This window comes from Agromyces sp. H17E-10, assembly GCF_022919715.1.
Classification (GTDB): Bacteria; Actinomycetota; Actinomycetes; order Actinomycetales; family Microbacteriaceae; genus Agromyces.
The window spans coordinates 3435847-3459784 of the sequence record NZ_CP095042.1; the positions used below are offsets into that span (position 1 = coordinate 3435847).

Sequence of the window (23938 nt, forward strand, 5' to 3'; positions counted from 1 at the left end):
GCGGGCTCGCGATCAGAGTGCGGCGAGCCGGGTGGAGGCCTCCTCGAGCACGGGCATGCGCTTGCAGAAGGCGAAGCGCACGAGGCTGCGGTACGCGTCGTGGCGCTCGGGGTGCACGAACGCCGTGACCGGAACCCCCACGACGCCGGCCAGCTCGGGCAGGCGCCGGCACAGTTCGGCGCCGTCGGAGAAGCCGAGCGGCGAGGCATCCGCGACGATGAAATAGCCCGCCTGCGGGCGGGCGACCGCGAAGCCCGCCGCCTCGAGGCCGGCGGCGAGCACCTCGCGCTTGCCGGCGAGCGTCGCTGCGGCCTCGGCGAAGAACGCGTCGGGCAGGTCGAGCCCCGCGGCGATCGCCGGCTGGAAGGGCGCGCCGTTCACATAGGTCAGGAACTGCTTGACCGCGAGCACCGCGGCCACGAGGTGCGCGGGTGCGGTGAGCCAGCCGATCTTCCAGCCGGTCGTCGAGAAGGTCTTGCCGCCCGACGAGATCGTGATGGTGCGCTCGCGCGCGCCGGGCAGCGTCGCGATCGGCCGGTGCGCCCCGTCGAACACGAGGTGCTCGTACACCTCGTCGGTCACGATGAGCGCGTCGTGCCGTTCGGCGAGCCGCACGATCTCGACGAGCACCTCGTCGTCGAGCACCGCGCCAGTCGGGTTGTGGGGCGAGTTCACGATGATCATGCGGGTGCGGTCGGTGACCGCCCGCCCGAGCGCCTCGAGATCTGGCTGCCAGACGGCGCCCGACGCTTCAGCCGACCAGGCGAGCGGCACCGTGCGGTGCACGCCGCCCGCCCGGGCGATGAGCGCGGCGTAGGCGTCGTAGTACGGCTCGAAGGTGACGACGTCATCGCCGGCGTCGACGAACGCGAGGATCGACGCCGCGAGCGCCTCGGTCGCGCCCGCGGTCACGAGCACCTCGGACGCCGCATCGAGCTCGATGCCGTACCAATGCGCCTGATGGCGTGCGACGGCTTCGCGCAGCACCGGCAGGCCGATGCCGGGCGGGTACTGGTTGACCCCGTCGGCGATCGCGGAGCGGGCCGCCTCGAGCACCTCGGCCGGGCCGTCCTCGTCGGGGAACCCCTGGCCCAGGTTGATCGCACCGGTGCGGGCGGCGAGGGCGCTCATCTCGGCGAAGATCGTCGCGGCGATCGCGCCGTCGGCACCGAGCAGGCCCGCGCCGGCTGCCGTGCGCTGCCACGGGCTGAGGCCCGCCGCGGGGGAGAAGTCGCTCATCTTCACACCGTACGCGAGGGTCGGGCCGCTACGCTGGCGCCGGGCCCCTCGACCCGATCGGGGTCGTTCGGATGAATCACTGCTCGCTGATAGCCGAGTCATAGATTCCGCCAATCCCCTGCACAGACTGCCGCGGGATGCTGGCATCGCTTTGGAAGGAGCAGACATGACCGACACGACCAACGGCGCCACGGGGGAGCCCCGCGAGGCCGACGTCCCCGCTGGGCAGACCACGCCCGTGACCAGCACCACCGACGCTGCCGCCGTTTCGGCCGCGACCGGGGCCGGCACCACCGAGGCCCACGAGACCACCCCCGACGCAGCCGTCGAGACCACCGCAGTGACCACCACGCCCGAGGCCGCCGTCGAGACGACCGCCGTGCCGACCGTGGCGAAGGCCGAAGCGCCCGTCGCGCAGCCGGCCCCGGTGGCACCCGCTGCTGCGGCTCCTGCTCCTGCGGCGCCCGCCGCTGCCGCGCCCGCTGCCGCAGCGCAGCCCGCCCCGGCCGCTCCCGCCGCCCAGGCCCCCGCGACCGGCATCGTCTACGAGCCCGGCCAGGCGCCGCAGCCGTACCACGCCCCGCAGTACGCCAAGCAGACGGCTGCGCCCGCCACCGCGACCGCGCCGACGGTGCCCGTCGCCGGCCAGGTGCCGCCCGCCTTCGGCGGCCCGCAGCCCGGCGCACCGGTCGCCGGCGCGCCCAAGGAGCCCAAGCAGCGCAAGGTCGGCCTCGGCATCGCCGCAGCGGTCGTCGCAGCCGCCCTCATCGGCGGTGCCTCCGGCTACGGCATCAACGCGCTCGTCACGGCGAACCAGCCCGCCAGCCAGACCACGGCCGAGAACTCGGCGCAGAACATCGTCGTCAACAACCCCGACTCGGTGAACCAGATCTCGGCCGTCGCCGCCAAGGCGAGCCCGAGCGTCGTCACCATCTCGGTGTCGAGCAACGAGGCCGCCGGCACCGGCTCGGGCATCATCCTCTCGAAGGACGGCTACGTGCTGACCAACACGCACGTCGTGACGCTCGACGGCGCCACCGCCGACCCGACGATCCAGGTCAAGACGAACGACGGCCACCTCTACAAGGCCGAGCTCATCGGCACCGACCCGCTGAGCGACCTCGCGGTCATCAAGCTCGTCGACGCCTCGGGGCTCACGCCGCTCGACTTCGCCGACTCCTCGAAGCTCAACGTGGGCGACACGGCGATCGCGATCGGCGCACCGCTCGGCCTCTCGGGCACCGTGACGAACGGCATCGTGTCGGCCCTCAACCGCTCGATCGACGTCGCCTCGTCGGCCGCTCCGTCGACCCCCGACGACAGCACGCAGGGCGACAGCGGCCAGAACGGCCAGGGCGACAGCGGCCAGAACGGCGGCAGCCCGTTCGACTTCTTCTTCGACATCCCCGACGAGGGCGGCCAGTCGCAGCAGCAGGCACCCCAGCAGCAGCAGCAGGCTGCCGGCGCCGGCCAGGTCGCGCTGCCGGTCATCCAGACCGATGCGGCCATCAACCCGGGCAACTCGGGCGGCGCGCTGCTCGACAGCGAGGGCAAGGTCATCGGCGTGAACGTCGCCATCCTCGGCACCGGCGACTCGTCGGGCGGCCAGGCGGGCAACATCGGCGTCGGCTTCGCCGTGCCGTCGAACCTCGCCGAGCGCATCGCGAAGGAGATCATCGAGAACGGCTCGGCCACCCACGGCCTGCTGGGCGCGACGGTCACCTCCGCCGCGGCCGACCAGCAGAGCGACACCGTCGGCGCGCTCATCACCGACGTGTCGTCGGGCGGCGCCGCCGAGAAGGCGGGTCTCGAGAAGGGTGACATCGTCACCGGCTTCAACGGCCTGCCGATCACCGACCAGACCGACCTCACCGCCCAGGTGCGGGCGCTGGCCGGCGGCGAGAAGGCCGAGCTCACCGTCACCCGTGACGGCAAGACGCAGACCGTGACGGTCACGCTCGACACCTTCGAGGGCTGAACCAGAACGGCACGGATGCCTCGCATCCATGTCACGCGCGGGGCCGGATCGGAGACGATCCGGCCCCGTTCGGCGTGCCCGTTCGATGCATCGCGGAGCACCCCGCCTGTTAGGCTCGATCGACCCGAGCACGAATGAGGAACATGCCCGAGCACCACCCCGAGACGGCGGCGTCGTCGCTCGTCGGCGTGTCGTACGTCATGCCGGTGCTGAACGACGCCACGCACGTGCGTGCGGCCGTCGAATCGATCCTCGCGCAGGACTATTCGGGCCCCGTCGAAGTGCTCATCGCGCTCGGCCCGTCGATCGACGGCACGGCCGAACTGGTCGGCGACCTCGCCTCGCGCGACGCCCGCGTGCGGGTGCTCGAGAACGCGGTGGGCTCGACGCCGGCCGGCCTCAACATCGGCATCCGCGCCGCGCAGTACCCCGTCGTCGTGCGGGTCGACTCGCACTCGATGCTGCCGGTCGACTACGCCCGCATCGCGGTCGAGACCCTCGAGCGCACGGGTGCCGACAATGTGGGCGGCATCATGGACGCGAAGGGCGAGACGCCCTTCGAACGCGCGGTCGCACTCGCGTACACGACGAAGGTCGGGCTCGGCGGGTCCGCGTTCCACGTCGGCGGCACCGAGGGCCCGGCCGAGACCGTCTACCTCGGCGTCTTCCGACGCTCGGCGCTCGAGCGCGTCGGCCTGTTCGACGAGTCGATCAAGCGCGGCCAGGACTGGGAGCTCAACCGGCGCCTGCGCGAGACCGGTGGCACGGTCTGGTTCACGCCAGAGCTCGCCGTGACCTACCGCCCGCGCTCGAGCCTCGACCGGCTCGCCCGGCAGATGTTCTCGACCGGTCTCTGGCGGGGCGAGCTCGCCCGCCGGTTCCCGGCGTCGAACGGCATCCGCTACTTCATCCCTCCGGCGATGGTCGTCGGGGTCACCCTCGGACTGCTGCTCGGCATCGGCGGGCTCGTGCAGCTCGCGTTCGGCGCGTTCCCGTGGCTCCTCGTCGGCTTCGCCGCACCGCTCGTCTACCTCGTGTTCGTCGTTGCGGCGACGATCGTCGAAGCGCGCGGCCGCGGAGCGGGCACCGCCAGCCGGTTTCTCGTAGTGTTGCCGTGCATACACGTCACGTGGGGCATCGGCTTCGTGCTCGGCTATCTCTCGCTGACGAGCAACATCGCACGCCATACGGGAAGGTGAAGCACCGATGTCTGACGCCCGACCGGTGACGGCCAGGCCGGCGAACATCGCCGAGCTGCGCGCCGTCGCGCAGCCGCCCGAGGTGCGCGGTCGCCGCAACGCCGAGCACTGGACGGCGTCGCTGTACCTGCGGCGCTTCTCGATCTACCTGACCTGGGTGCTGCTGAAGACGAAGATCTCGGCGAACGGCGTGACCGGGCTCATGATCCTCGTCGGCTGGTCGACCGCGGCGGCACTGCTCGTCCCCGGCGTGTGGGGTGCCCTCCTCGCGGTCGTGCTCGGGCAGCTGCAGATGCTGATCGACTGCTGCGACGGCGAGGTCGCGCGATGGCGGCGCACGTCGTCGCCCGCGGGCGTCTTCCTCGACAAGGTCGGCCACTACACGACCGAGGCGCTCATCCCGATCGCACTCGGCATCCGGGCTGCCGCGTACCCGCTCGAGTTCCCCGCGGACTTCCTCTGGACGACGATCGGCGCGATGCTCGCGCTCGTGATCGTGCTCAACAAGGCGCTGAACGACATGGTGCACGTCGCCCGCGCGAACGCCGGGCTGCCGAAGCTCGCCGACACGCACGGCGAGACGGCACCGCGCGGCGGCCTCGTCGCGAAGCTGCGCAAGGCGGCCCGGTTCGTGCCCTTCCACCGCCTGTACCACTCGGTCGAGCTCACGCTCATCGCGTTCGCGGCCGCCGTCGTCGGCCTCTTCGTCGGACAGCCGATCACCGACCGCGTCGTCGTCGCGGTGCTGCTGCCGCTCGCGGTGCTGGCGGTGATCGGCCACTTCGTCGCGATCATGGCGAGCCGTCGTGTCCGGTCCTGACCGTCCGCTCGTCGGCGTCGTCGTGCTCACCATGGGCAAGCGCCCCGACGACCTCGCCCGCGGCATCCGCAGCGTGCTCGACCAGCGCGGCGTCGAGGTCGACCTCGTCGTGGTCGGCAACGGCTGGGACCCGGCGACCGCCGAGCCGCCGCTGCCCTCGGGAGTGAAGACCCGGCACCTCCCCGAGAACCTCGGCATCCCGGCCGGCCGCAATGCGGGCGTGCCCGACGTCGACGGCGACGTGCTGTTCTTCCTCGACGACGACGCGTTCCTGCCGAGCGAGACGTTCCTCGCCGACGGCTGCGCGATGCTCACGGCCCGGCCCGAGCTCGGGCTCATCCAGCCGCGCGTCGTCGACCCGACGGGACTCACCTCGCCGCGCCGCTGGATCCCGCGCATCCGCAAGGGCGACCCCGCGCACTCGAGCCCCGTGTTCTCCTGCTGGGAGGGTGCCGTGCTCATGCCGCGCGGCGTGTTCGACGCGACCGGCGGCTGGGCCGACCCGTTCTTCTACGCGCACGAGGGCATCGAGCTCGCGTGGCGCGTCTGGGATGCGGGTCACGTCGCCTGGTACGCGGGCGATCTCGAAGCGGCGCACCCCGTCATCGACCCCGCGCGGCACTCGTACTACTACCGGCTCAACGCCCGCAACCGGGTGTGGCTCGCCCGCCGCAACCTGCCCGCGGTACTCGTGCCGTTCTACGTGGGCTCGTGGACGGCGATCCAGGTGCTGCGCTGGGCGCGGCATCCCGCCGCCCTCAAGGCCTGGTTCGGCGGCTGGCGCGCGGGCTGGCGCGAGGCGCCGGGCGAGCGACGCCCGATGCGCTGGCGAACCGTGTGGCGCATGACGCGGGCGGGGCGCCCGCCCGTCGTCTGACGCACCGCGCCGTAACGATCGGCTCTCGGTGTCCGCCCGGCGCCGGCCCCGAGGCATCCGCACAGCCGCGGCTCGCTACCCTTGGACGGTGGGATTGAGGAAAGACGCGCGTCGCGCGGTGAAGCTCGCCAAGGACATCATGTGGTCGCGGCGGGCGCAGCGGTCGCTGAAGGCGAAGCTCGCGGAGACGACTCCGCTCGAGCCGCACCGCTACCGCATCGGCGTGTACTTCGCCGACGGCAAGGTCAACCTCTACCAGCTGCGCCAGTGGTACGCCCCGCTCGCGGAGCTCGCCGAGACGTACCCCGTGCTCATCCTCAGCCGGGCATCGGGCGCGGCGCTGAAGCTCCTCGACGAGTCGCCGCTCCCCGTCGCGTACGTGCGGCGGGTCGCCGACCTCGAGCGGGTCATCCATGAACAAGACCTGCACGTCATCCTCTACGTGAACCAGAACGCGAAGAACTTCCAGATGATGCGGTACGGCCGCCGCTGGCATGTGTTCATCAACCACGGCGAGTCCGACAAGATGTACATGACCACGAACCAGTTCAAGGCGTACGACTACGCCCTGATCGCGGGCGACGCGGCGAGGGCCCGGCTCGACAAGGTGCTGTGGGACTACGACTTCGACAAGCGCGCCATCCCGATCGGCCGACCGCAGGCCGACCATTACCTCGATGGCTCGCCGTTGCCGTACACCCCCGACGAGCGCGAGGTCGTGCTCTACGCGCCGACGTGGGAGGGCGACCGCGCGGCCGCCGCGTACGGCTCGATCGCCTCGCACGGCGTCGCGCTCGTCGAGGGGCTGCTCGCCACCGGCCGCCATCGCGTCATCTACCGGCCGCACCCCCGCTCGGGCGTGCTCGACGAGCAGTACGCGACCGCGAACAAGCGCATCATCGCCGCGCTCGAGCAGGCGAACGCCGCAGACCCGGCCGCGCAGCACGTCTTCGACGACGGACCGAAGCTCGGCTGGCAGCTCGCCGCCGCCGACGTCGCGATCGTCGACATCTCGGCGATGGTCTACGATCGGCTCGCCGCCGGCAAGCCGCTGCTCATCACGCGGCCCGTGAACCCGGCGGCGCAGGTCGACACGAGCGGCTACCTGCAGGCGTGCGAGTGGCTCGATGCCGCGGATGCCCCGGCCATGGTCGCCCGGGTCGACGAGGTCGCGCACGACGAGTCGGCGCTCGAACGCCTGAAGTACTGGGTCGAGCGCTATTTCGGCGACACGACGCCCGGGGTCACGACCGCGAGGTTCCACGCCGCCGTCGACCACCTCATGGCCGAGTGGGAGCGCTTCGCCGCGCTGCACGAGGCAGACGGCGAGCTCGACGACCACGACGTCGAGGGCGAGCGGGCCGAGGCCGGCGACGGCGACGAGTCGGACGTCGGCTGACGGGGCGCGCCTCGGTCGCCGACGTACACTGACGACATGGCGCAGCTCATCACCGAAGCCGACCTCGACGACCTCGAACTCCGCGTCTCCGACGGGCCCGGACACCATCTGGCGCAGGCCGAGAAGCTCGAACGATGGGCGGTCGAGGGCGACGGGTTCGTGCTCGGCGACGGCGTCCGCCGGGCGCAGCTGCTCTTCATCGCGGCCGAGCACCTCGAGGCGGCGGGGGAGCTCGAACGGGCGCTCGAGGTGGCGCGACGTGCGATCGCCGCGTCCGATGTCGAGCCCGGGGAGGCCGGCGGCACGCTCGTCGCCCTGCTGCTCGATCTGGGGCGTCGCGACGAGGCGCTCGCCGAGGCCGATCGGCTGCGCGCCGAGCGGATCGAGAACTGGTGGCACCTGCTCTCGGTCGCCGAGGCGTTCGAGCTCGCCGATGAACTCGATCTCGCCGAGCGCTGGTTCGTGATCACCCTGCGCGCCGTCGAACGCGACCCCGAGCACGACGTCGACGACCGCATCACCGCGCTCGCCGGCCGCTACCGGGTGCGGCGCGACGCCGGCAAGGCCGAAGACGTGCTCGACCTCGAGACGCGCGAGCTGGCGACGTTGCTCGGCGTGGAGCTCACGTAGCGGAGGGAACCCCGCCTGGGGCGTCGGCCTCAGGGCCGCCGACGCCGGTGTCGCCGGCCGATGCGCCGCCGTCGCCCTCGCCGGCCCCCGACCGCAGCGACCCCAGCCGCTGGAACGGCCGCTTCGCCGCGCGCCCGAGCGTTCCGGCGACCGTCGCGCCCGTCTGCGCGACCCGCTTGCCGGTCGTGACCAGCAGCGTGTCGTCGCCGACCGGCTCGAGTTCGGCGGGAACGATCGCGGGCGCCTGCCCGAACGCGAGCCGCGACTGCGTGAGCACCCGGCGCCCGAGCACATGATTGCCGACCCCGCCGATCGCGGCGCCGATGCCGAAGGGCAACGCCTTGCCGATGATGCCGGCGCCGCCGCGCACGGCGAACTGCTTCACGAACGTGCGGCGCAGCTGATCGACGACCGTGCCCATGACCGCCTTCGGCAGGCTGTTCGTGATGAGCTCGCCCCAGTACGCGCTCCTCGCGATTCCCGACCCCGTCGCCTGGCCGGCGAACTGCTTGACGAGGTCGGTGCCCTCCGTGCCGAGCATGAGCGTCATGACGAGTGCGCGTGCACGCTCGGGGCTCTCGAGCGGGATGCCGTGCACCTCGGTGACCGACTGGGCGAAGAGTGCCGTCGCCTCGAGGAACCCGGCCGTCTCGACGCCCGACAGGGCGAGCGTGATGCCCGTCGAGATGCCGGGGATGACGGCGGTCGCCCCGACGGCCGCGCCGCCGGTCGTCACGGCCGTGAGATACCGGCGCTCGAGGATGCGCACGAGTTGGTCGGGAGTCGCGCCGGGCGCGCGTCGGCGGATGCTGCGCAGGTGGGCGACCACGACCGGTCGCTGGATCGCGAGCGCGCGGTCGATCGCATGCTCGACGCCGTGCGCGCGTCCCTGATCGACGGTCGGTTGTGAGGTGCACTCGCGCGGAGCATCCGACCCCATCGTCGTGATCGTGTGCACCTGCTCGGCCATGCGGTCGATCTTAGGTCGCACTCCTGATGATGTACCCCGAAATCGACGGATTTTGCCCCCCAAAGGGAGGGTTTCCCTTGTCGGCGGAATCCCGGCAGGAGTAGAACGGGCGTCGTGCGCGGTCCTCACCGGGGGCGCGCCGGGCTGCATCACCTTGGGGGGACGACATGCGCGCCCAGAACGACCCGGACTATTCGAACACGCACGCAACGGGGGAGGGCCGGCGACGACGTCGCGGGGGCGGACGGAGATGGCCGTTCCGCGCGACGGCCGTCGTCGGCGCCTGGGCGCTCGCACTCACCGGAGCGCAGGTCGCCTACGCCGATCCCGTGACCGACTCGGCCGACGTCGCCCAGTTGCGCGCGGGCATCGCCGCGCTCTCCGAGGTCGCGCTCGGCGACTACGAGGACGTCGGCCCGCTCGCGGCCGCCCTGCCGCTCGCCGACACCGCACCCGGCGTCGCGATCGTCCGCCCGGGAGCCGCGATGCAGCTCGCGAACACGTTCGAGACCGGCGTGAAGACGGCGCTGCTCGCACTCGCGCAGCAGGCCACGACCGCGGACTTCATGGCCGCGGTCGACGGCCTCGACGCCGATGTCGACGGCACGCAGCTCGAGCTGACGACGGCGAACCTGGTCGACTCCGGCGACACGCGCGGGTTCGACCTGGCGATCCGCGCGTCGCGCACCGTCGACTCGCCGCTCGCGATCGTCGATCCCGACGGCCCCGGCGGTGAGCCACTGCGCCTCGTCACGGCCGAGTCCGACCCTGCGCCCTACGCGCTCGCGTTCGAGTTCGCGGGCAAGGTCCGCACGGATCCGCAGGGGACGAGGTTCTGGCTCGACACCACGGCGGGTGAACCGACGATCGAGGTCACGGCAGAGCTCGCGGGTGACGACGCCTTCGCGTTCCCCGGCGGTTCAGCGGCGATCGGCGTCGGCGACGTCGAGATCCTCGACGACTCGACCGTCGACGTCTCGGCCGCATGGTCGGGCACGATCGACGACGTCAACGGCGACGGCCGCCTCTCGATGTTCGAGCCGCCGGCGTTCGAGGGCGGCGAGCAGACCCCCGGCGAGCTCACCGTTCCCGCCGATCAGCTCACGACCTTCGCGCTCGCGGGCACGGCCACGGCCGACATCCGCTTCGGGTCCGCGCTTCTCGGCCTCTCGTCGGACCCGGCGCCGTCGCTCAGCATGGACGCGGACCTCGGGCAGGTGCCCGAACCGCTCGCCGAGCTCGTCGCGACCGACGGCGACCTCGACGCGTTCGAGGCGTTCACCCGGCTCGGACCGGTCGACCTCGTCTCGGGCGTCATCCAGTACGGCACCCTGCTGCGGGCGCTGCAGCGGCATCCGAACGTGGATGCCGCGCTGCCGCTCGCCAGCGGCACGCTGAGCGAGCTCTACGACCTCGGCGGTGAATTCTCGAAGCTCGCCGAGGACCTCATCGACGTGCAGCCCGACCCCGATCCCGACCCCGCCGACCCGCAACCGGTGATCGACGTCGGCATCTCGACGGTCGGCGACCTGGCCGACCGCATCGAGAGCGACATCCCGGGGGCACCCGACACCATCACGCCCGTCTACGACCGGGACGCGAACGAGGTCCGGCTCGACTTCACGATCCACACGGGCCTCGACGGGCAGGCCGACGTGCCTCCCGTGCTCGACGACCAGCCCGTCGACGACACCCCGCCGCCGGGGCAGGCGGCCTTCGGCGACCAGCTGCTCGACGAGACCGGGCTGCGCGGCGTCGCCGCCGCCGGCGCGCCGGTGACGGTCGAGACCGACGTGGCCGTGGACATCGACCTGCCGATCCTGATCGACCTCGAGGCGGCCGAACCGGCCGACGACGACGCGGCCACCGCCGTCGTCGAGTTCGAGTCGCCGATGGTGTACGAGCGGTTCGGCACCGAGATCGCCGACGGCGCCGAGCTCCGCATCACGCAGGTGGCGACGGCCGACGTGCACGGCGAGGGTCAGCTCGGCTTCGTGCCCGCGACCGTCGGCGGCACCTGGAAGCTCGGGCAGGACGGCACCGAGCCGACGACCGCCGCCGACGTGACGCCCGCCGCCGGGAACACGGCGACCCCGCGGCTCGTCGACCTGCTCGCAGGACTCTACGAACGCGACGGGCAACCGCCGGCATATCCGGTCGACGAGGCCGAACGGCGCGCGGTGATCGACGGCGACTACACCGTCGAGGGTCACGGCCTCGACCCCGCGCAGCACCTCACCGAGACGCCCGGAACGTTCACGGTCGACGGCACCGGGTTCGACCACGAGGACTACACGGTCGCGCTCGGCAACGACGAGATGACCCTGCTGCGTGCGCTCAACATCGACACGGGCGAACCCGACCGACTGCTCGGTCGTGCGCTCGACGGCATCGGCGCGGTCGTCGACCAGCTCGACGCGATCGACGACCTGGTGGGCGGCGAGGCGGTGCCGTTCCTGAACCGCGGCGTCGGCAGCATCCTGCGCGAGGTGACCGGCCTCCGCGACCGGTACAACGAGTTCCGCGGCGGCCTGCTGCCGACCGATCTCGGCAAGCTCGAGGACGGCCTCGAGACGGCGCTCGAGCTCGGCGTGACGTTCCGCCTGCGCGATCTCGACGACGGCGGCGCCGTCGACCCCGCGCTGGTCGCCGTGTTCGACGGCACGCGCTCGGCGCAGGCCGACGTGCCGATGTCGTTCGTGAACGCCGAACTGCCCGCGATCGCGGGCACGGAGGGCGAGGGGCAGCTGCACGCCGCGCTCAGCGCCGACCTCGACCTCGGGCTCGTCGTCGGGCTCGACCCCGACGATGCCGCGGCGGCACCACGCCTGCTCGACTCCAGCCGGCTCAGCGTCACCGCCGAGGTCACCGAGCAACCGCCGGGCTCCGTGCAACTGGGCGTGCACCTCGGGCCGTTCTCGGCACAGCTCGGCGACGCCGCGAACCAGACCGGTCGCATCGCGGTCGGCGTGCGGTTCGCACTCGAGCGCACGGGAGCACCGCAGCCGGGCGATCCCGCCGAGACCCCGCTCGAACTCGCCGACTTCTTCGACGGCGACTTCACCGCCGACGCGAGCTCGCCGGCCGAAGGCGGCAAGTACTCGTGCGCGGCGCCGGGCCAGACGCCCGTCGAGGGCACCTTCGCCTGTGCCGCGCTGCCGGTGCTCGTCGACCTCGGCTCGGGACCGGAGCTGCCGAGCGGGGCGCCCGCGAATGCGCCGACCGCGGACGACTACCTCACCGTCTCGTACGACGACCTCGCCGCAGCCCCCGACGTCACCGCACCCGCGGCACTCGCGAACGTGCTCGACGCGGCCAGCTTCAGCTTCGACAGCTTCGGCGACGGCCTCAAGTCGATCAGCAAGATGCTGGGCATCGCGATCGAGGCGAGCAAGGCCGGCGGCGACCTCCCGGTCGTCGGCGACGACCTGACCGAGCTCGCCGACGGCCTGGCCGACGTGAAGGCGTTCCTCGACGACCCGCAGATCCCCGGACTGCCTGACTCCGACGTGAACGCCGCGGTGTACGGCGCCGGCGGCATCCGCGACGTGCTCGCCCAGAAGCTCATCGCCGCCGGCGTGCTCCGCGACAGCGCCTACCAGGCCGTCGGAACCTTCCCAGGCGACGCCGACACCGTGCCGAGCGCCACCGACCTCCGCGTCGTCGCGATCTGCGACGACGGGGGCACCGAGGCGCTCTGCGACGGCACCGAGTCGCTGAGCAGCCTCGTCGACCTCCGGTTCGAGCTCGAACTGGGCCAGGGTGCCCGCGACCTGTCGGGCGGCTGCCCGGTGGGCGACACGGCTGCCTGCCCCGGGGTCACGAACATCCCGCTCGACCTCGGGCTGCCCGGGTTGCCCCTCTCGCTCACGGGCACCGTGACCGCGAGTGCCGGCTGGACCGTCGAACTCGGGTTCGGCGTCTCGCGGGACGACGGGTTCTACCTGCTCGACAACCCGGTGCCGGGCACCGGCGTCGCCGACCCCGAAGGGGCGGGCGGCCTCGAGGAGATCCGGGTCAACGTCGGGGCGAACCTCGCCGCCGGGGTGCCCATCGCCGGGCGCATCGGCTTCATCGGCATGCAGGCGGAGGACCGCAGCACTGATCCGAACGCTCCGAGCGGTGCACGGCTGAGCGCCCAGCTCGGCCTCGACGCCCCCGGATGCGACGACCTCGACCCGGCGACGTTCGGCGACGGCGTCGCCGGTACCCACTGCACGAGCGTCATCCCGATCGGCTCGATCCTCTCGGGCGACGTCGGCGACCTGCTCACCGAGCCCCGCATCGAGGGCGGCATCCACCTCGACCTCGACATCGACACCGGCATCGCCGACGGCGGCAACGTCAACACGACCCTGCCGACCTTCACCGCCGAGTTCGGGCTCACGTGGGAGTTCGACGGCAGCGGCGCAGGCGACCTCGAACTCGAGCTGCGCAACATCGGCGTCGCACCGGGCGAGATGTTCACCAAGCTGTTCGGCGAGGTGCTGCGCACGCTCGACCCGATCCTCGCGCCGACCAAGCCCATCCGCGAGTTCCTCTTCTCGCCGATCCCGGTGATCAGCGACCTGTCGGAGTACTTCGGCGGCGACCCGGTGACGATGGTCACCCTCGCGAAGGCGCTCGGCGTCGTCGACGTGTCGCTGCTCGAGGACATCGACCAGCTCTTCGATTTCCTCGAGATGGTGCAGGGGCTCGCCGACGGCTCGCCGTTCATCCTCGTCGACGAGCTCGAGCTGTCGCCGGAGACGGCGCGCGGCTCGCCGCTCACGCAGGACCAGGCGCTGAAGGCGGTGCAGGGCTCCGCCGCCATGACCGGTGATCCCGAAGCCCAGGTCGGCACCGCGCTCGGCGGCGCATCCGACGACTTCGACAAGCTGCGCCAGAAGGGAGCTTCGAAGGCCGAGCAGGACTTCTCCTTCCCGATGTTCGACGACCCGACTTGCCTCGTCGGCCTCCTGCTCGGCAAGGACTGCGCGGTCGTCGAGTGGCGGCCCGACCCGCTCGCCGTGCACATGGAGTACACGCAGAGCTTCGGCCCGTTCTTCGGGGTGCTGTACATCACCATCGGCGGCGCCCTCGACGCGAAGGCACAGGTCGGCGGCGGCGTGTCGACCCGCGGCGTGCGCATGCTCGCCGAGTCGATCATCGGCGGTGAGGTCGACAGCCCGCTCGACGCCGCGACGAAGGCGGGCAGCGCGTTCCTGCAGAGCCTGTACCTGACCGATCTCGACGCCGAGGGCAAGGACATCCCCGAGTTCGAGATCTCGGGCACGATCACCGCAGGGGCGAAGCTCGACATCTTCATCGCCGAGGCGGGCGTGCGCGGCGGCATCACGGCCACGTTCGGACTGAACCTCAACGACACCCCCGAGGCCGACGGGCGCATGCACATCGACGAGATCGTCGCGAAGTTCAAGACGCCGATCTGCCTGTTCGACATCGAGGGCAAGCTCGTCGCGTTCCTCGAGGTGTACGCCGAGTTCGGGCCCTGCCCGTTCTGCTACTCCGACAGCTGGCGGCTCGCGGAGGTCACCCTGTTCGAGTTCTCGTCGTCGTGCGAGGACCAGACCCCCGTGCTCGCGAGCGAGGAGGGCGGCTGGGTCGTGCTCAACGTCGGCTCGCGGGCGAGCGTGCGCGGCGCGTTCGAGGACGTCGAGAACGAGTCGTACACGGTGCATCAGCTGAGTGCCGAGCCCGACGGCGGCGTCTACGAGTTCAGTGTCAGCGCGTTCGGCTACACCGAGACGAGGAAGGGCGCGGGCGTGCGCATCATCGACGCGCTCGGCGGCAACGACTCGTTCCTGTTCAACGGGTCGGGCGCGGGCGCGAAGCCCGGCGACCTGAACCCCGAGGCATCCGACCCGCCCGACGACGGCGAGTGGGCCTTCAGCGCCCCGGTCGACGCCCAGACGCTGGGCACCGGCGACGACCGGATCATCACGGGTTCGGGCGACGACGTGATCAACGGCGGAGACGGCGCCGACACCATCAACGCGGGCGACGGCACCAACACGGCCTCGGGCGATGCATCGGACGGCTCCGGCACCGGCATCGACACCATCACCGGCGGCGACGGCGTCGACACCCTGCGCGGCGGCGGCGACAACGACACGATCGACGGCGGACTCGGCGCCGACGTCCTGCGAGGCGACGCCGGCAACGACACGCTCCGCGGCGGCAAGGACAAGCTGTCGGTGCCGCCGGGGGAGACCCCGCCCGAGAACAAGCCCAACAAGATCGACGCGGGCGACCTCATCATCGGCGGCCCGGGCGCCGACACGGTGCTCGGCGGGAGCGGCGGCGACCGCCTCTTCGGTGACGACGCGCCCGACGCGACGCCCGAGGACGACTCCGTCGCCGACGAGGGCGGCGCCGCCCCCGGCACCGACGGCGTCGACCGCGTCGAAGGCGAGGCGGGTGCCGACACGATCTTCGGCGGCGGCGCCGAGGACGAGCTGTACGGCGGGTTCCGGCTGGTAGCGAGCGGTGTCGACGACTCCGACGACGAGATCCAGGGCGGTGACGGCGGCGACCGCATCTCCGGTTCCGGCGGCGACGACCTGCTCTACGGCGGTCGTGGTGCCGACACTGTGAACGGCGAGGCCGGCGCCGACGAGGTGCACGGCCAGTCCGATGCCGATCCGGCGCTGGACGGCGGACCCGACGACGACCGCCTCTGGGGCGGACCGGGCGCCGACACCGTGTCGGGCGGGGCCGGCGACGACGAGCTGGTCGGCGACGGTGACGGCGCCGACGAGGCGACGATGGGCGGCGACACGGCTGACGGCGGCGACGGTCTCGACATCGTGCTCGGCGACAACGGCACGATCGACGGCGCGCCGGGTGCGCGGGTCGCGCACCCGAGCGAGACCGTCGGCGTCGGCGATCCATCGCTCGGCGGCGGGGCCGGCAACGACCGCATCTACGGCGAGGGCGGGGCTGACAACGCCTACGGCGGAGCCGGCCGAGACCTCGTGCACGGCAACGGCGGCGCCGACCACCTGTACGGCGAGACCGGCGACGACGAGGTCAGGGGTGACGGCGACGGCGACTTCGGCTACGGCGGTCCCGGCGGGGACGTCGTGATCGGCAATGCCGGCAGCGACCAGTTGCACGGCCAGGAGGGCGTCGACCTCGTCATCGGCGGACACGACGATCCGGCGGGCGACGACGCCGGAGACACGATGTACGGCGGTCCCGACGACGACCGCGCCTTCGGCGACGACGTCACGATCATCGTCGACGCCGGGTTCAACGGTGCGTTCGAGCCCGGGCTCGACTCGCTCGATGAGGTTGTGTTCGCGCCCTCGCCCGTCGTCGGCACGTACGGCGACGACATCGGCGACGGCGGCACCGGCCTCGACGAGCTCCACGGCCAGGATGCCGCCGACCGCCTCTACGGCGCCGACGACTACGACCAGATCTTCGGCGAGCTCGCCGGCGACCACCTGGTCGGCGGCGGCGGACCCGACGACATCGTGGGCGACCAGGGCACGATCGCCCCGCCGGCGCGTGAGATCGAGGCGCCCGCGGGCGGCTGGCAGCCCGGCACGCCGAACGGCTCGCCCGAGACGGCCATCGCGCTCGTCGCGCCCACCGTCGGCGGCGACGACCTGATCTGGGGCGACTTCGACGTCGCGGATGCCCCATGGTCGACGGGCGGCGACGATCGGGGCTTCGGCGGCCAGGGTGTCGACACCCTGCGCGGCGGATCGTACGACGACCATCTCGAGGGCAACGGCGGTCAGGACCGGATCTTCGGCTTCGACGAGGAGAGTGACCACACAGCCGACGACTCGGCCGACGGCGCCGACGACCTGATCGGCGGATCGTCGCCGGTCAACCCGCTCGCCGACCCCGAGGGCTTCAACCGGGCGCTCGACGAGGGCGAGCTCGAGATGGAGGGCAACGGCGCCGACGACGTGATGGCCGGCGACAACGCGGTGCTCACACGGCATCCCGACCCCGACGATGCGGACGCCTGGCGGACCGACCCGGTCACGGGCGGCGTGTTCCGCGAGGTCACGCTCCTCGACACCGAGAAGACGGGCGCCGACCTCGACGACGTCTCAGGCGGCGACCTCATGGCCGGCAACGAGGCGAACGACCGGATGTTCGGCGAGGGCGGCAACGACCGGGCCAAGGGCAACGCCGACGACGACCACGTCGAGGGCAACCAGGACGGCGACTGGCTCGAGGGCAACGCCGACGAGGACGACCTCATCGGCGGCTCGTCGTTCCCCGACCAGCCCGACACCGGTGACGTGCTGTGGGGCGGCGGCGACGCCGACGTGCTCGCGGGCGACAACGCCTGCATCGTGCGCGACGTGCCCGGCGTCGAGTTCGCACCCGGCTCCTGCCCCGCGCTCGACACTCCGGTGCCGACGGAGTTCCACTACGTCACGAGCCAGCTCGGTGTCGACACCCGGCGCGGCGTCGTCTATCACGACCTCGACGCCGCGGTGCCGAGCGAGTTCGGGCGCGACACGCTGAACGGCGGCTCGGGCGTCGACGTCGAGTTCGGCCAGGACGGCGCCGATGCGCTGTTCGGCGACGGCGGCGCCGACTTCCAGTTCGGCAACGGCGGCGCCGACGTGGTGGTGGGCGACCGGCCGGTCACCGACTACGCGAACGTGCTGATCCCGCCCGAGGTCGGGGGAGTGCTGCCCGCGCTGCCGGCCGTGCCCGGCGGACTGCCCGGCGCGCCGAGCACGGGGGCGTTCCTCGTCGGCCCCGCCCAGGCGGACGGCCAGGACGATCAGACCGGCGGGTCGAACTTCGCCGGCCACCGCGACACGGGCGACTGGCTCTTCGGCGACGGCGAGGCCGACTTCCAGCTCGGCGACAACGGCCGGCTCGATCGCACGATCGAGGGCGACGGCACCGATGAGAGGTACGCGGTCTACGAGGAGCGCTACGCGGGCGACGACCCGCCGCAGGACGGCTCGGCGGTCATCGAGCGCGAGGTCACGCGCTACGACGTGGGCGCCTCGGCCGGCGCGGGCGTGTGGGGCGCCGACCTGATCTTCGGCGGCAACGGCACCAACCCGCTCATCTCGCAGGGCGCAGGCGACGGCGACGACAGCCAGTGGGGCCAGGACGGCGACGACCGGCTCTTCGGCGAGGACGGCGACGACGACCAGTTCGGCGAGCTCGGCGCCGACACCATGTGGGGCGGCGACGGCGAGGACGCGATGCTCGGCGACCGCGGAGGCGTGCAGACGCGCTTCGTCGAGGCCGACGGCAGCGACTCCGACGATCCCGACATCCTCACGCACGACAGCAAGGGCCCTCCCGGCATCAACCTCGGCGGGCCCGACGGCGGCGCGCAGGACGCGGTGCTGGATCCCTTCGAGGCCCACCCGCTCTACCGCGGGACCTCGCTCACGCACGACCGCGACGGCTCGCAGCTCGTGAAGAACGGGCTCGACGCGGGCGGCGCCGATCGCATGCGCGGCGGCCCGGGCCACGACTCCATGCACGGTGGCGCCGGCGCCGACCTCATGAACGGCGACTCCGGTGGCGACTACGCCTACGGCGACGACGGGGCCGACGTCATGTGGGGCGGGCGAGGCGACCCGGTCGTGGGCTCGCCCGACCAGCCCGGCCGCAACGCGCCGGGTGTGAGCGGCGAGTGGATCGACGTGCTCTTCGGCGGCCGCGGCGCGAACGCGACCGAGGCCGGGGCCGACATCCTCGACTACCAGCCGCGTCCCGGCACCGACCCGGCCGTCTGGCAGACGATGGTCGCCGCCTACGCCGACACCGCACCCGTGAACACGGGCACCGAGACCCGTCAGCACCACCACGGCACCGACTGGATCTACGGGGGCTGGGACCGCGACGTGCTGCAGGCCGACGTCTCGGCCAACGGCCCCAACGACGGTGACAAGCTCCTCGACTGGAACGGCGCGTACAACCTCTACACGGCCTGCAACGCGGCCTACGGCGGCTGGAACGACGTGCGAAAGCTCGATCCGAACAACCTGCTCGGGCTCGAGAAGCTCGCCTACGTCACGGGCGCCCGTGCCGACTTCGACGGCGCACCCGCGCTCGCCGAGGTGCAGGCGTCGGGTTCGTCGGCGTTCCGCGAGGCGGCGATCGTGTACACGAAGGATCTCAAGGACAACTCGGGCAAGGCGTTCTCGTCGACGCCCGGCCACTTCGAGAACTTCATCTGCGACAGCGACTGACCGACGGGCTGGGGGGAACGACGTGGATGCCTCGGGCCGGGGCGGGCCCGAGGCATCCACGTCACCCGCCGTCGCGCACGGGTGAACCTCGGTACGATCGAAGCTCACCCCGCCTGATCTCCTGAGGAGCGCCGTGAAGTACGTCTCGACCCGAGGCGGCATGCAGCCGTCGCCGTTCGCCGAGGTCCTGGTCGAGGGCCTCGCACCCGACGGCGGGCTGGTCGTGCCCGAGACGGTGCCGCACGTGTCGGCGGCCACCCTCGAGTCGTGGCGCGGGCTCGACTACGCCGGCCTCGCGATCGAGGTGATCGGCCGCTACGCCGACGGCGTGCCGCATGCCGACCTCGAGCGACTCTGCCGCGCCGCCTACGACCCCGCGGTGTTCGACGACGACGCGATCGTGCCGGTGCGCCGCCTCGACGACGAGCTCGCGCTCGTCGGGCTCAGCGAGGGGCCGACGCTCGCGTTCAAGGACATGGCGATGCAGTTCCTCGGCCAGGCGCTCGAGTACGCGCTCGCGCACGACGGGGCGACCCTCAACATCCTCGGCGCGACATCGGGCGACACCGGCTCGGCCGCCGAGTACGCCCTGCGCGGCAAGCGCGGCATCTCGGTCTTCATGCTGTCGCCGCAGGGGCGCATGAGCCGGTTCCAGCGGGCGCAGATGTACTCGCTCACCGACCCGAACATCCACAACATCGCGGTCGCGGGCGACTTCGACGACTGCCAGCACCTCGTGAAGCAGATCGCGGGCGACGCCGACTTCAAGCGCCGGTACCGCATCGGCGCGGTCAACTCGATCAACTTCGCGCGGGTCTGCGCCCAGATCGTCTACTACTTCTGGGCCTGGCTGCGCGCGACCGATGCGGTGCCGGCGGCCGAGCGGTCGGGTCGGCCGATCGACGTCACCGTGCCCTCGGGCAACTTCGGCAACATCTTCTCGGGCTACCTCGCGCGCCGCATGGGCGTGCCGATCCGCCGGCTCGTGCTCGCGACGAACGAGAACAACGTGCTCGACGAGTTCTTCCGCACGGGCGTCTACCGGCCGCGCGCCGGCGAGGAGGCGCTCGCGACGTCGAGCCCGTCGATGGACATCTCGCGCGCCTCGAACTTCGAGCGGTTCGTGTTCGAGGTGCTCGACCGCGACCCCGAGCGGCTGCGTGCGGCGTGGGCCGGGCTCGAACGCGACGGCGTGCTCGACCTGTCGGCCGAGCGCGAGCGCTTCGCCGACGAGTTCGGGTTCGCGAGCGGTTCGAGCACGCACGCCGACCGGGTCGCCGCGATCCGCGAGACGCACGAACGCTACGGCGTCGTCGTCGACCCGCACACGGCCGACGGCCTCGCCGTCGCCCGCCGCCACCTCGAGGGCGGCATCCCGATGCTCGTGCTCGAGACCGCGAAGCCCGCGAAGTTCCCCGAGATCGTCGAGGAGGCCATCGGGCGCGCGCCGTCGGTGCCCGAGCACCTGCGCGAACTGCTCGAGGCGCCGCAGTTCGTGACCGAGGCGTCGAACGACCAGGCTGAGATCCGGGCGATCATCGAGCGCGACGCGCTCGCGTAGCGGGCCGCCCTCGCGCGCTCGTCGCTACTTCTTGGCGCCGTAGTCGCGGTTGTAGCGCTCGAGCACCTCGTCGATGGGGGCGTCGAGCGCGAGCTTGCCCTTGTCGAGGTAGAGCCCCCGGGTGCAGAAGCGGCGCAGGTCGCGCTCGTTGTGCGAGACGAAGAAAAGGGTGCGCCCGCCCGCGAGCAGCTCGTCGATGCGCCGGTAGCACTTCTCGCGGAACGCGGCGTCGCCGACGGCGAGCACCTCGTCGACGAGCAGGATCGGCTCCTCGAGCTGCGAGATCACGGCGAACGCGATGCGCACCTTCATGCCGCTCGAGAGGTGCTTGTACGGCGTCTCGAGGAAGTCGCCGATCTCGGCGAACTCGATCACCTCGTCGAACTTCGCGTCGATCTGCGCGCGCGTCATGCCGTGCAGGCCGGCCGTGAGGTACACGTTGTCACGCACGGTCAGCTCGCCGACGAACCCGCCCGTGATCTCGATGAGCGGCGCGACGCCGCCCGTGATCTCGACCGTGCCCTCGTCGGGCAGCATGACGCCCGCGACGAGCTTCAGCAGTGTGGACTTGCCCTGGCCGTTTCGGCCGACGACGCCGATCGCCTCGCCGGGTCGCACCTCGATCGAGACGTCGCGCAGCGCCCAGAACTCGCCGGGCCGGGTGCGGCGTCGCTTGCCGGCGAACAGGTCCTTGAACGACCGTCGACCGCGACGGTTGCGGCGGAACCGGATGCCGAGGCCCTCGGTGCGGATCGCCGTCGGCTCCGCCGAGGCGGTGGCGCCCGGCGTGACGGCGGTGGTGGCATCCGTCATCAGATCTCCTTCAGCACCTGTCGCTCGCACGAGCGGAAGACCCACAGCCCGAGCGCGAGCAGCACGAACGACATGCCGGCCGAGACGGCGACCGCGAACCAGTCGAGCTCATCGGGGAAGAAGCCGGCGCGGTACAGGCTGAAGATGCCCGTGAGCGGGTTGAATGCGGCCCACACCTGCAGGTCGCCCGGCAGGTTCGAGACGCCGTAGACGATCGGCGAGGCGTAGAACAGGAACCGCAGCACGAGCTTCACGGCGCGCTCGAGATCGCGGAAGAACACGACGAGCGGAGCGACGATGAGGCAGACCGCGACCGTGAGCAGCGCCTGCAGCGCGATCGCGAGCGGGAAGAGCACGAGCTGCCACGACACCGTCGCACCGAACACGATCGCGAACAGTGCGAGCACGGGCAGGGCCAGCACGAACTCGATGCCCTTCGCGAGCACGATGCGGTTCACCCAGATCGTGCGCGGGATCATCGTCGACCGCACGAGCTTCGCGTCCTTCAGGAACGCCCGGGTCGAGTCGGAGACGGCGCCGTTGAACCACATCCACGGCAGCAGCGCCGTGAGCAGGAACACGATGTACGGCTGTGTTCCGGTGAGCCGGTGGAACACGACCGTGAACACGAAGTAGTAGATGCCCGCCATGAGCAGCGGGTCGAGCACCGACCACACGTACCCGAGCGCCGACGTCGAGTACCGCACCTTCAGGTCGCGCGTCGTCAGCAGCCAGAGCGCATGCCGGTACCGCGCCCACGGCGTCCGCTGCAGCGGGTGGGCGTCGCGGTATGCGACCGGTGCGGTGCTCGTCACGCCTCTCATCGTAGATGGCCCGCCGGGGTAGATTTGATGTCGACGGGTGGCGACCTGCCGAGCCCGGTCGGAAGGAGTCGTGCACCCGTGCACCGCACCAGCACCCGCGTCATCCTGAGCTGCGCCGCGATCGGCGTCGGCGGCGGGCTCATCGCCGCGGGGGCCGGCTACTTCGCCGCCCTCGTCGCAGGACTCGCGCCCATGCTCTACGGCATCACGATCGGCTCGCACTTCCTGCCGAGCGCGGTCGCGCTCGCGCTCCTGAAGCGTCCGGGCGTCGGCATCCTCACGGGCTTCATCGCCGGCCTCGTCGGCGCCGCGTTCGCTCCGCAGTGGATCTGGCGCTTCCTCCTCACGGGCCTGCTCGTGGGCGCCCTCCTCGAGCTCCCGTTCTTCATCACGCGATACCGTTCGTGGTCGCCGTGGCTCTTCTACGCGGCAGCCGGCGGCTCGGGGCTCGTGCTCGCCGTCGGCACGTTCATCGCACTCGGGCCCGAGCACTACGCGCCGTGGTTCTGGGTGATCTACCTCGCGATGTTCGCGCTCAGCCCCGTCTTCTTCACCTGGCTCGGCCGGCTCATCGCGAGCGCGCTGTCACGGGCGGGCGTCGCGCGCAGCCTCGCCTGAGCGAGGCGGCGCCCCGGCAACGACCGCGTGGCTCTGCAACGACGAAGAGCGGATGCCTCGGGGCATCCGCTCTTCGCTGTTGCGCTGTGTGCTGCAGGTCACACGAAGTGGTTCGCGCGCTCCAGGTCTTCGGCGAAGTCGATCTCGACCGCGTAGAGGTCGGAGACGTCCATCGGCTCGACGAGGAGGCCGTTCTGCTCGATCGCGAGCTCGAGGCCGCGCTCGAAGTAGTCCTGGTCGCCGACCCGCTGCAGGTGGGCGAGGAACGTCGACTTGTCGCGGCTCGCGATGTAGTTGATGCCGACGGCCTCGCCGAGGCCGCCCTTGACGGTCTTCGAGAGCTCCCTGATGTAGCCCTCGGCGCTCGTCGTGTACTTGACCTCTTCGTCGGAGACCTTCGCGGTGTTCACCGTCACGAACGACTGGTCGCGCGCGATGAGCGGCAGCGCCCGGTCGAGGATCGCCGGGTCGAAGACGACGTCGCCGTTCATCCACAGCACGCCGCCCTGCTGCGACGCCGCGAGCGCGCGCATGAGCGACTTCGACGTGTTCGTCTGGTCGTACTCCTCGTTGTAGACGAAGGACGCCTGCGGGAACGCCTCGATGATGTGCTCGAGCTTGTAGCCGACGACGATCGTCACGTCGGCGGTGCCGCCGAACGCGTGCTCGATGTTGTCGAACTGCTGGCGCATGATGGTGCGGCCATCGCTGAGCTCGGTCAGCGGCTTGGGGAGGGATCGCCCGAGCCGGCTCCCCATGCCGGCTGCGAGAATCACGATCTGGGTGGTCACTGCATCTCCTTCGGTGGTCGGAT

General features: G+C 71.7%; 14 protein-coding genes. 9 read left to right on the forward strand and 5 right to left on the reverse strand.

Annotation, left to right across the window (positions count from 1 at the left end; translation table 11 throughout):
• Positions 1–12 precede the first annotated feature (12 nt).
• Positions 13–1239 carry an aminotransferase class I/II-fold pyridoxal phosphate-dependent enzyme gene (locus tag MUN74_RS15610; protein ID WP_244853421.1) on the reverse strand — a complete coding sequence of 409 codons (1227 nt, stop codon included), beginning with the start codon at positions 1237–1239 and terminating at the stop codon, positions 13–15.
• A gap of 166 nt (positions 1240–1405) precedes the next feature.
• Between MUN74_RS15610 and MUN74_RS15615 the strand changes: the two genes are divergently transcribed.
• The 6 genes from MUN74_RS15615 to MUN74_RS15640 all read left to right on the forward strand — a co-directional run bounded on the left by MUN74_RS15615 (position 1406) and on the right by MUN74_RS15640 (position 8142).
• Positions 1406–3217, forward strand: a complete 1812-nt coding sequence (locus tag MUN74_RS15615) for a S1C family serine protease (RefSeq protein ID WP_244853422.1) — start codon at positions 1406–1408, stop codon at positions 3215–3217.
• A gap of 143 nt (positions 3218–3360) precedes the next feature.
• A complete protein-coding gene (locus MUN74_RS15620) occupies positions 3361–4416 on the forward strand; it encodes a glycosyltransferase family 2 protein (protein ID WP_244853423.1) in 1056 nt (351 codons plus the stop codon).
• 7 nt (positions 4417–4423) lie between these two features.
• Positions 4424–5236: a CDP-alcohol phosphatidyltransferase family protein gene (locus MUN74_RS15625; protein WP_244853424.1), complete on the forward strand. Its 813-nt coding sequence runs from the start codon at positions 4424–4426 to the stop codon at positions 5234–5236.
• Between the two features lie 31 nt (positions 5237–5267).
• Positions 5268–6113 carry a glycosyltransferase family 2 protein gene (locus MUN74_RS15630; RefSeq protein ID WP_370647389.1) on the forward strand — a complete coding sequence of 282 codons (846 nt, stop codon included), beginning with the start codon at positions 5268–5270 and terminating at the stop codon, positions 6111–6113.
• 88 nt (positions 6114–6201) lie between these two features.
• Complete coding sequence (locus MUN74_RS15635) at positions 6202–7512, forward strand: CDP-glycerol glycerophosphotransferase family protein (protein WP_244853426.1); 1311 nt, start codon at positions 6202–6204, stop codon at positions 7510–7512.
• 36 nt (positions 7513–7548) lie between these two features.
• Positions 7549–8142 (forward strand): tetratricopeptide repeat protein, encoded by a 594-nt coding sequence (locus MUN74_RS15640; protein ID WP_244853427.1) that lies wholly within the window; start codon positions 7549–7551, stop codon positions 8140–8142.
• Here MUN74_RS15640 and MUN74_RS15645 read toward each other — a convergent pair.
• Entirely contained in the window at positions 8135–9112 is a 978-nt protein-coding gene (locus tag MUN74_RS15645) for a hypothetical protein (protein WP_244853428.1), read from the reverse strand. The two genes, MUN74_RS15640 and MUN74_RS15645, sit on opposite strands and share 8 nt — an antisense overlap.
• A gap of 167 nt (positions 9113–9279) precedes the next feature.
• Between MUN74_RS15645 and MUN74_RS15650 the strand changes: the two genes are divergently transcribed.
• Both MUN74_RS15650 and thrC read left to right on the forward strand, forming a co-directional pair.
• On the forward strand, positions 9280–19308 hold the full coding sequence (locus tag MUN74_RS15650) for a calcium-binding protein (RefSeq protein WP_244853429.1): 10029 nt from the start codon (positions 9280–9282) through the stop codon (positions 19306–19308).
• Between the two features lie 133 nt (positions 19309–19441).
• Positions 19442–20869, forward strand: a complete 1428-nt coding sequence (thrC, locus tag MUN74_RS15655) for a threonine synthase (RefSeq protein WP_244853431.1) — start codon at positions 19442–19444, stop codon at positions 20867–20869.
• 24 nt (positions 20870–20893) lie between these two features.
• On the opposite strand, the gene MUN74_RS15660 is transcribed toward thrC, so the two are convergent.
• Both MUN74_RS15660 and MUN74_RS15665 read right to left on the reverse strand, forming a co-directional pair.
• Complete coding sequence (locus MUN74_RS15660; RefSeq protein WP_244853433.1) at positions 20894–21682, reverse strand: ABC transporter ATP-binding protein; 789 nt, start codon at positions 21680–21682, stop codon at positions 20894–20896.
• Positions 21682–22497 carry an ABC transporter permease gene (locus MUN74_RS15665; RefSeq protein ID WP_244853435.1) on the reverse strand — a complete coding sequence of 272 codons (816 nt, stop codon included), beginning with the start codon at positions 22495–22497 and terminating at the stop codon, positions 21682–21684. Before MUN74_RS15665 ends, MUN74_RS15660 begins: the two co-directional genes overlap by 1 nt.
• 87 nt (positions 22498–22584) lie before the next feature.
• On the opposite strand from MUN74_RS15665, the gene MUN74_RS15670 reads away from it, so the two are divergent.
• The gene (locus MUN74_RS15670; protein ID WP_244853437.1) at positions 22585–23124 is read left to right on the forward strand and encodes an ECF transporter S component; all 540 of its coding nucleotides are present in this window, start codon (positions 22585–22587) and stop codon (positions 23122–23124) included.
• A gap of 98 nt (positions 23125–23222) precedes the next feature.
• On the opposite strand, the gene MUN74_RS15675 is transcribed toward MUN74_RS15670, so the two are convergent.
• A complete protein-coding gene (locus MUN74_RS15675) occupies positions 23223–23915 on the reverse strand; it encodes a phosphocholine cytidylyltransferase family protein (protein ID WP_244853438.1) in 693 nt (230 codons plus the stop codon).
• Between the last annotated feature and the right edge of the window lie 23 nt (positions 23916–23938).

Bases quoted from the DNA above. Each gene is read 5' to 3' on its own strand.
- MUN74_RS15610 (WP_244853421.1), bottom strand. From the start codon at position 1,239: ATGAGCGACTTCTCCCCCGCGGCGGGCCTCAGCCCGTGGCAGCGCACG.
- MUN74_RS15640 (WP_244853427.1), top strand. From the start codon at position 7,549: ATGGCGCAGCTCATCACCGAAGCCGACCTCGACGACCTCGAACTCCGC.
- MUN74_RS15630 (WP_370647389.1), top strand. From the start codon at position 5,268: ATGGGCAAGCGCCCCGACGACCTCGCCCGCGGCATCCGCAGCGTGCTC.
- MUN74_RS15615 (WP_244853422.1), top strand. From the start codon at position 1,406: ATGACCGACACGACCAACGGCGCCACGGGGGAGCCCCGCGAGGCCGAC.
- MUN74_RS15625 (WP_244853424.1), top strand. From the start codon at position 4,424: ATGTCTGACGCCCGACCGGTGACGGCCAGGCCGGCGAACATCGCCGAG.
- MUN74_RS15645 (WP_244853428.1), bottom strand. From the start codon at position 9,112: ATGGCCGAGCAGGTGCACACGATCACGACGATGGGGTCGGATGCTCCG.
- MUN74_RS15620 (WP_244853423.1), top strand. From the start codon at position 3,361: ATGCCCGAGCACCACCCCGAGACGGCGGCGTCGTCGCTCGTCGGCGTG.
- MUN74_RS15660 (WP_244853433.1), bottom strand. From the start codon at position 21,682: ATGACGGATGCCACCACCGCCGTCACGCCGGGCGCCACCGCCTCGGCG.
- MUN74_RS15650 (WP_244853429.1), top strand. From the start codon at position 9,280: ATGCGCGCCCAGAACGACCCGGACTATTCGAACACGCACGCAACGGGG.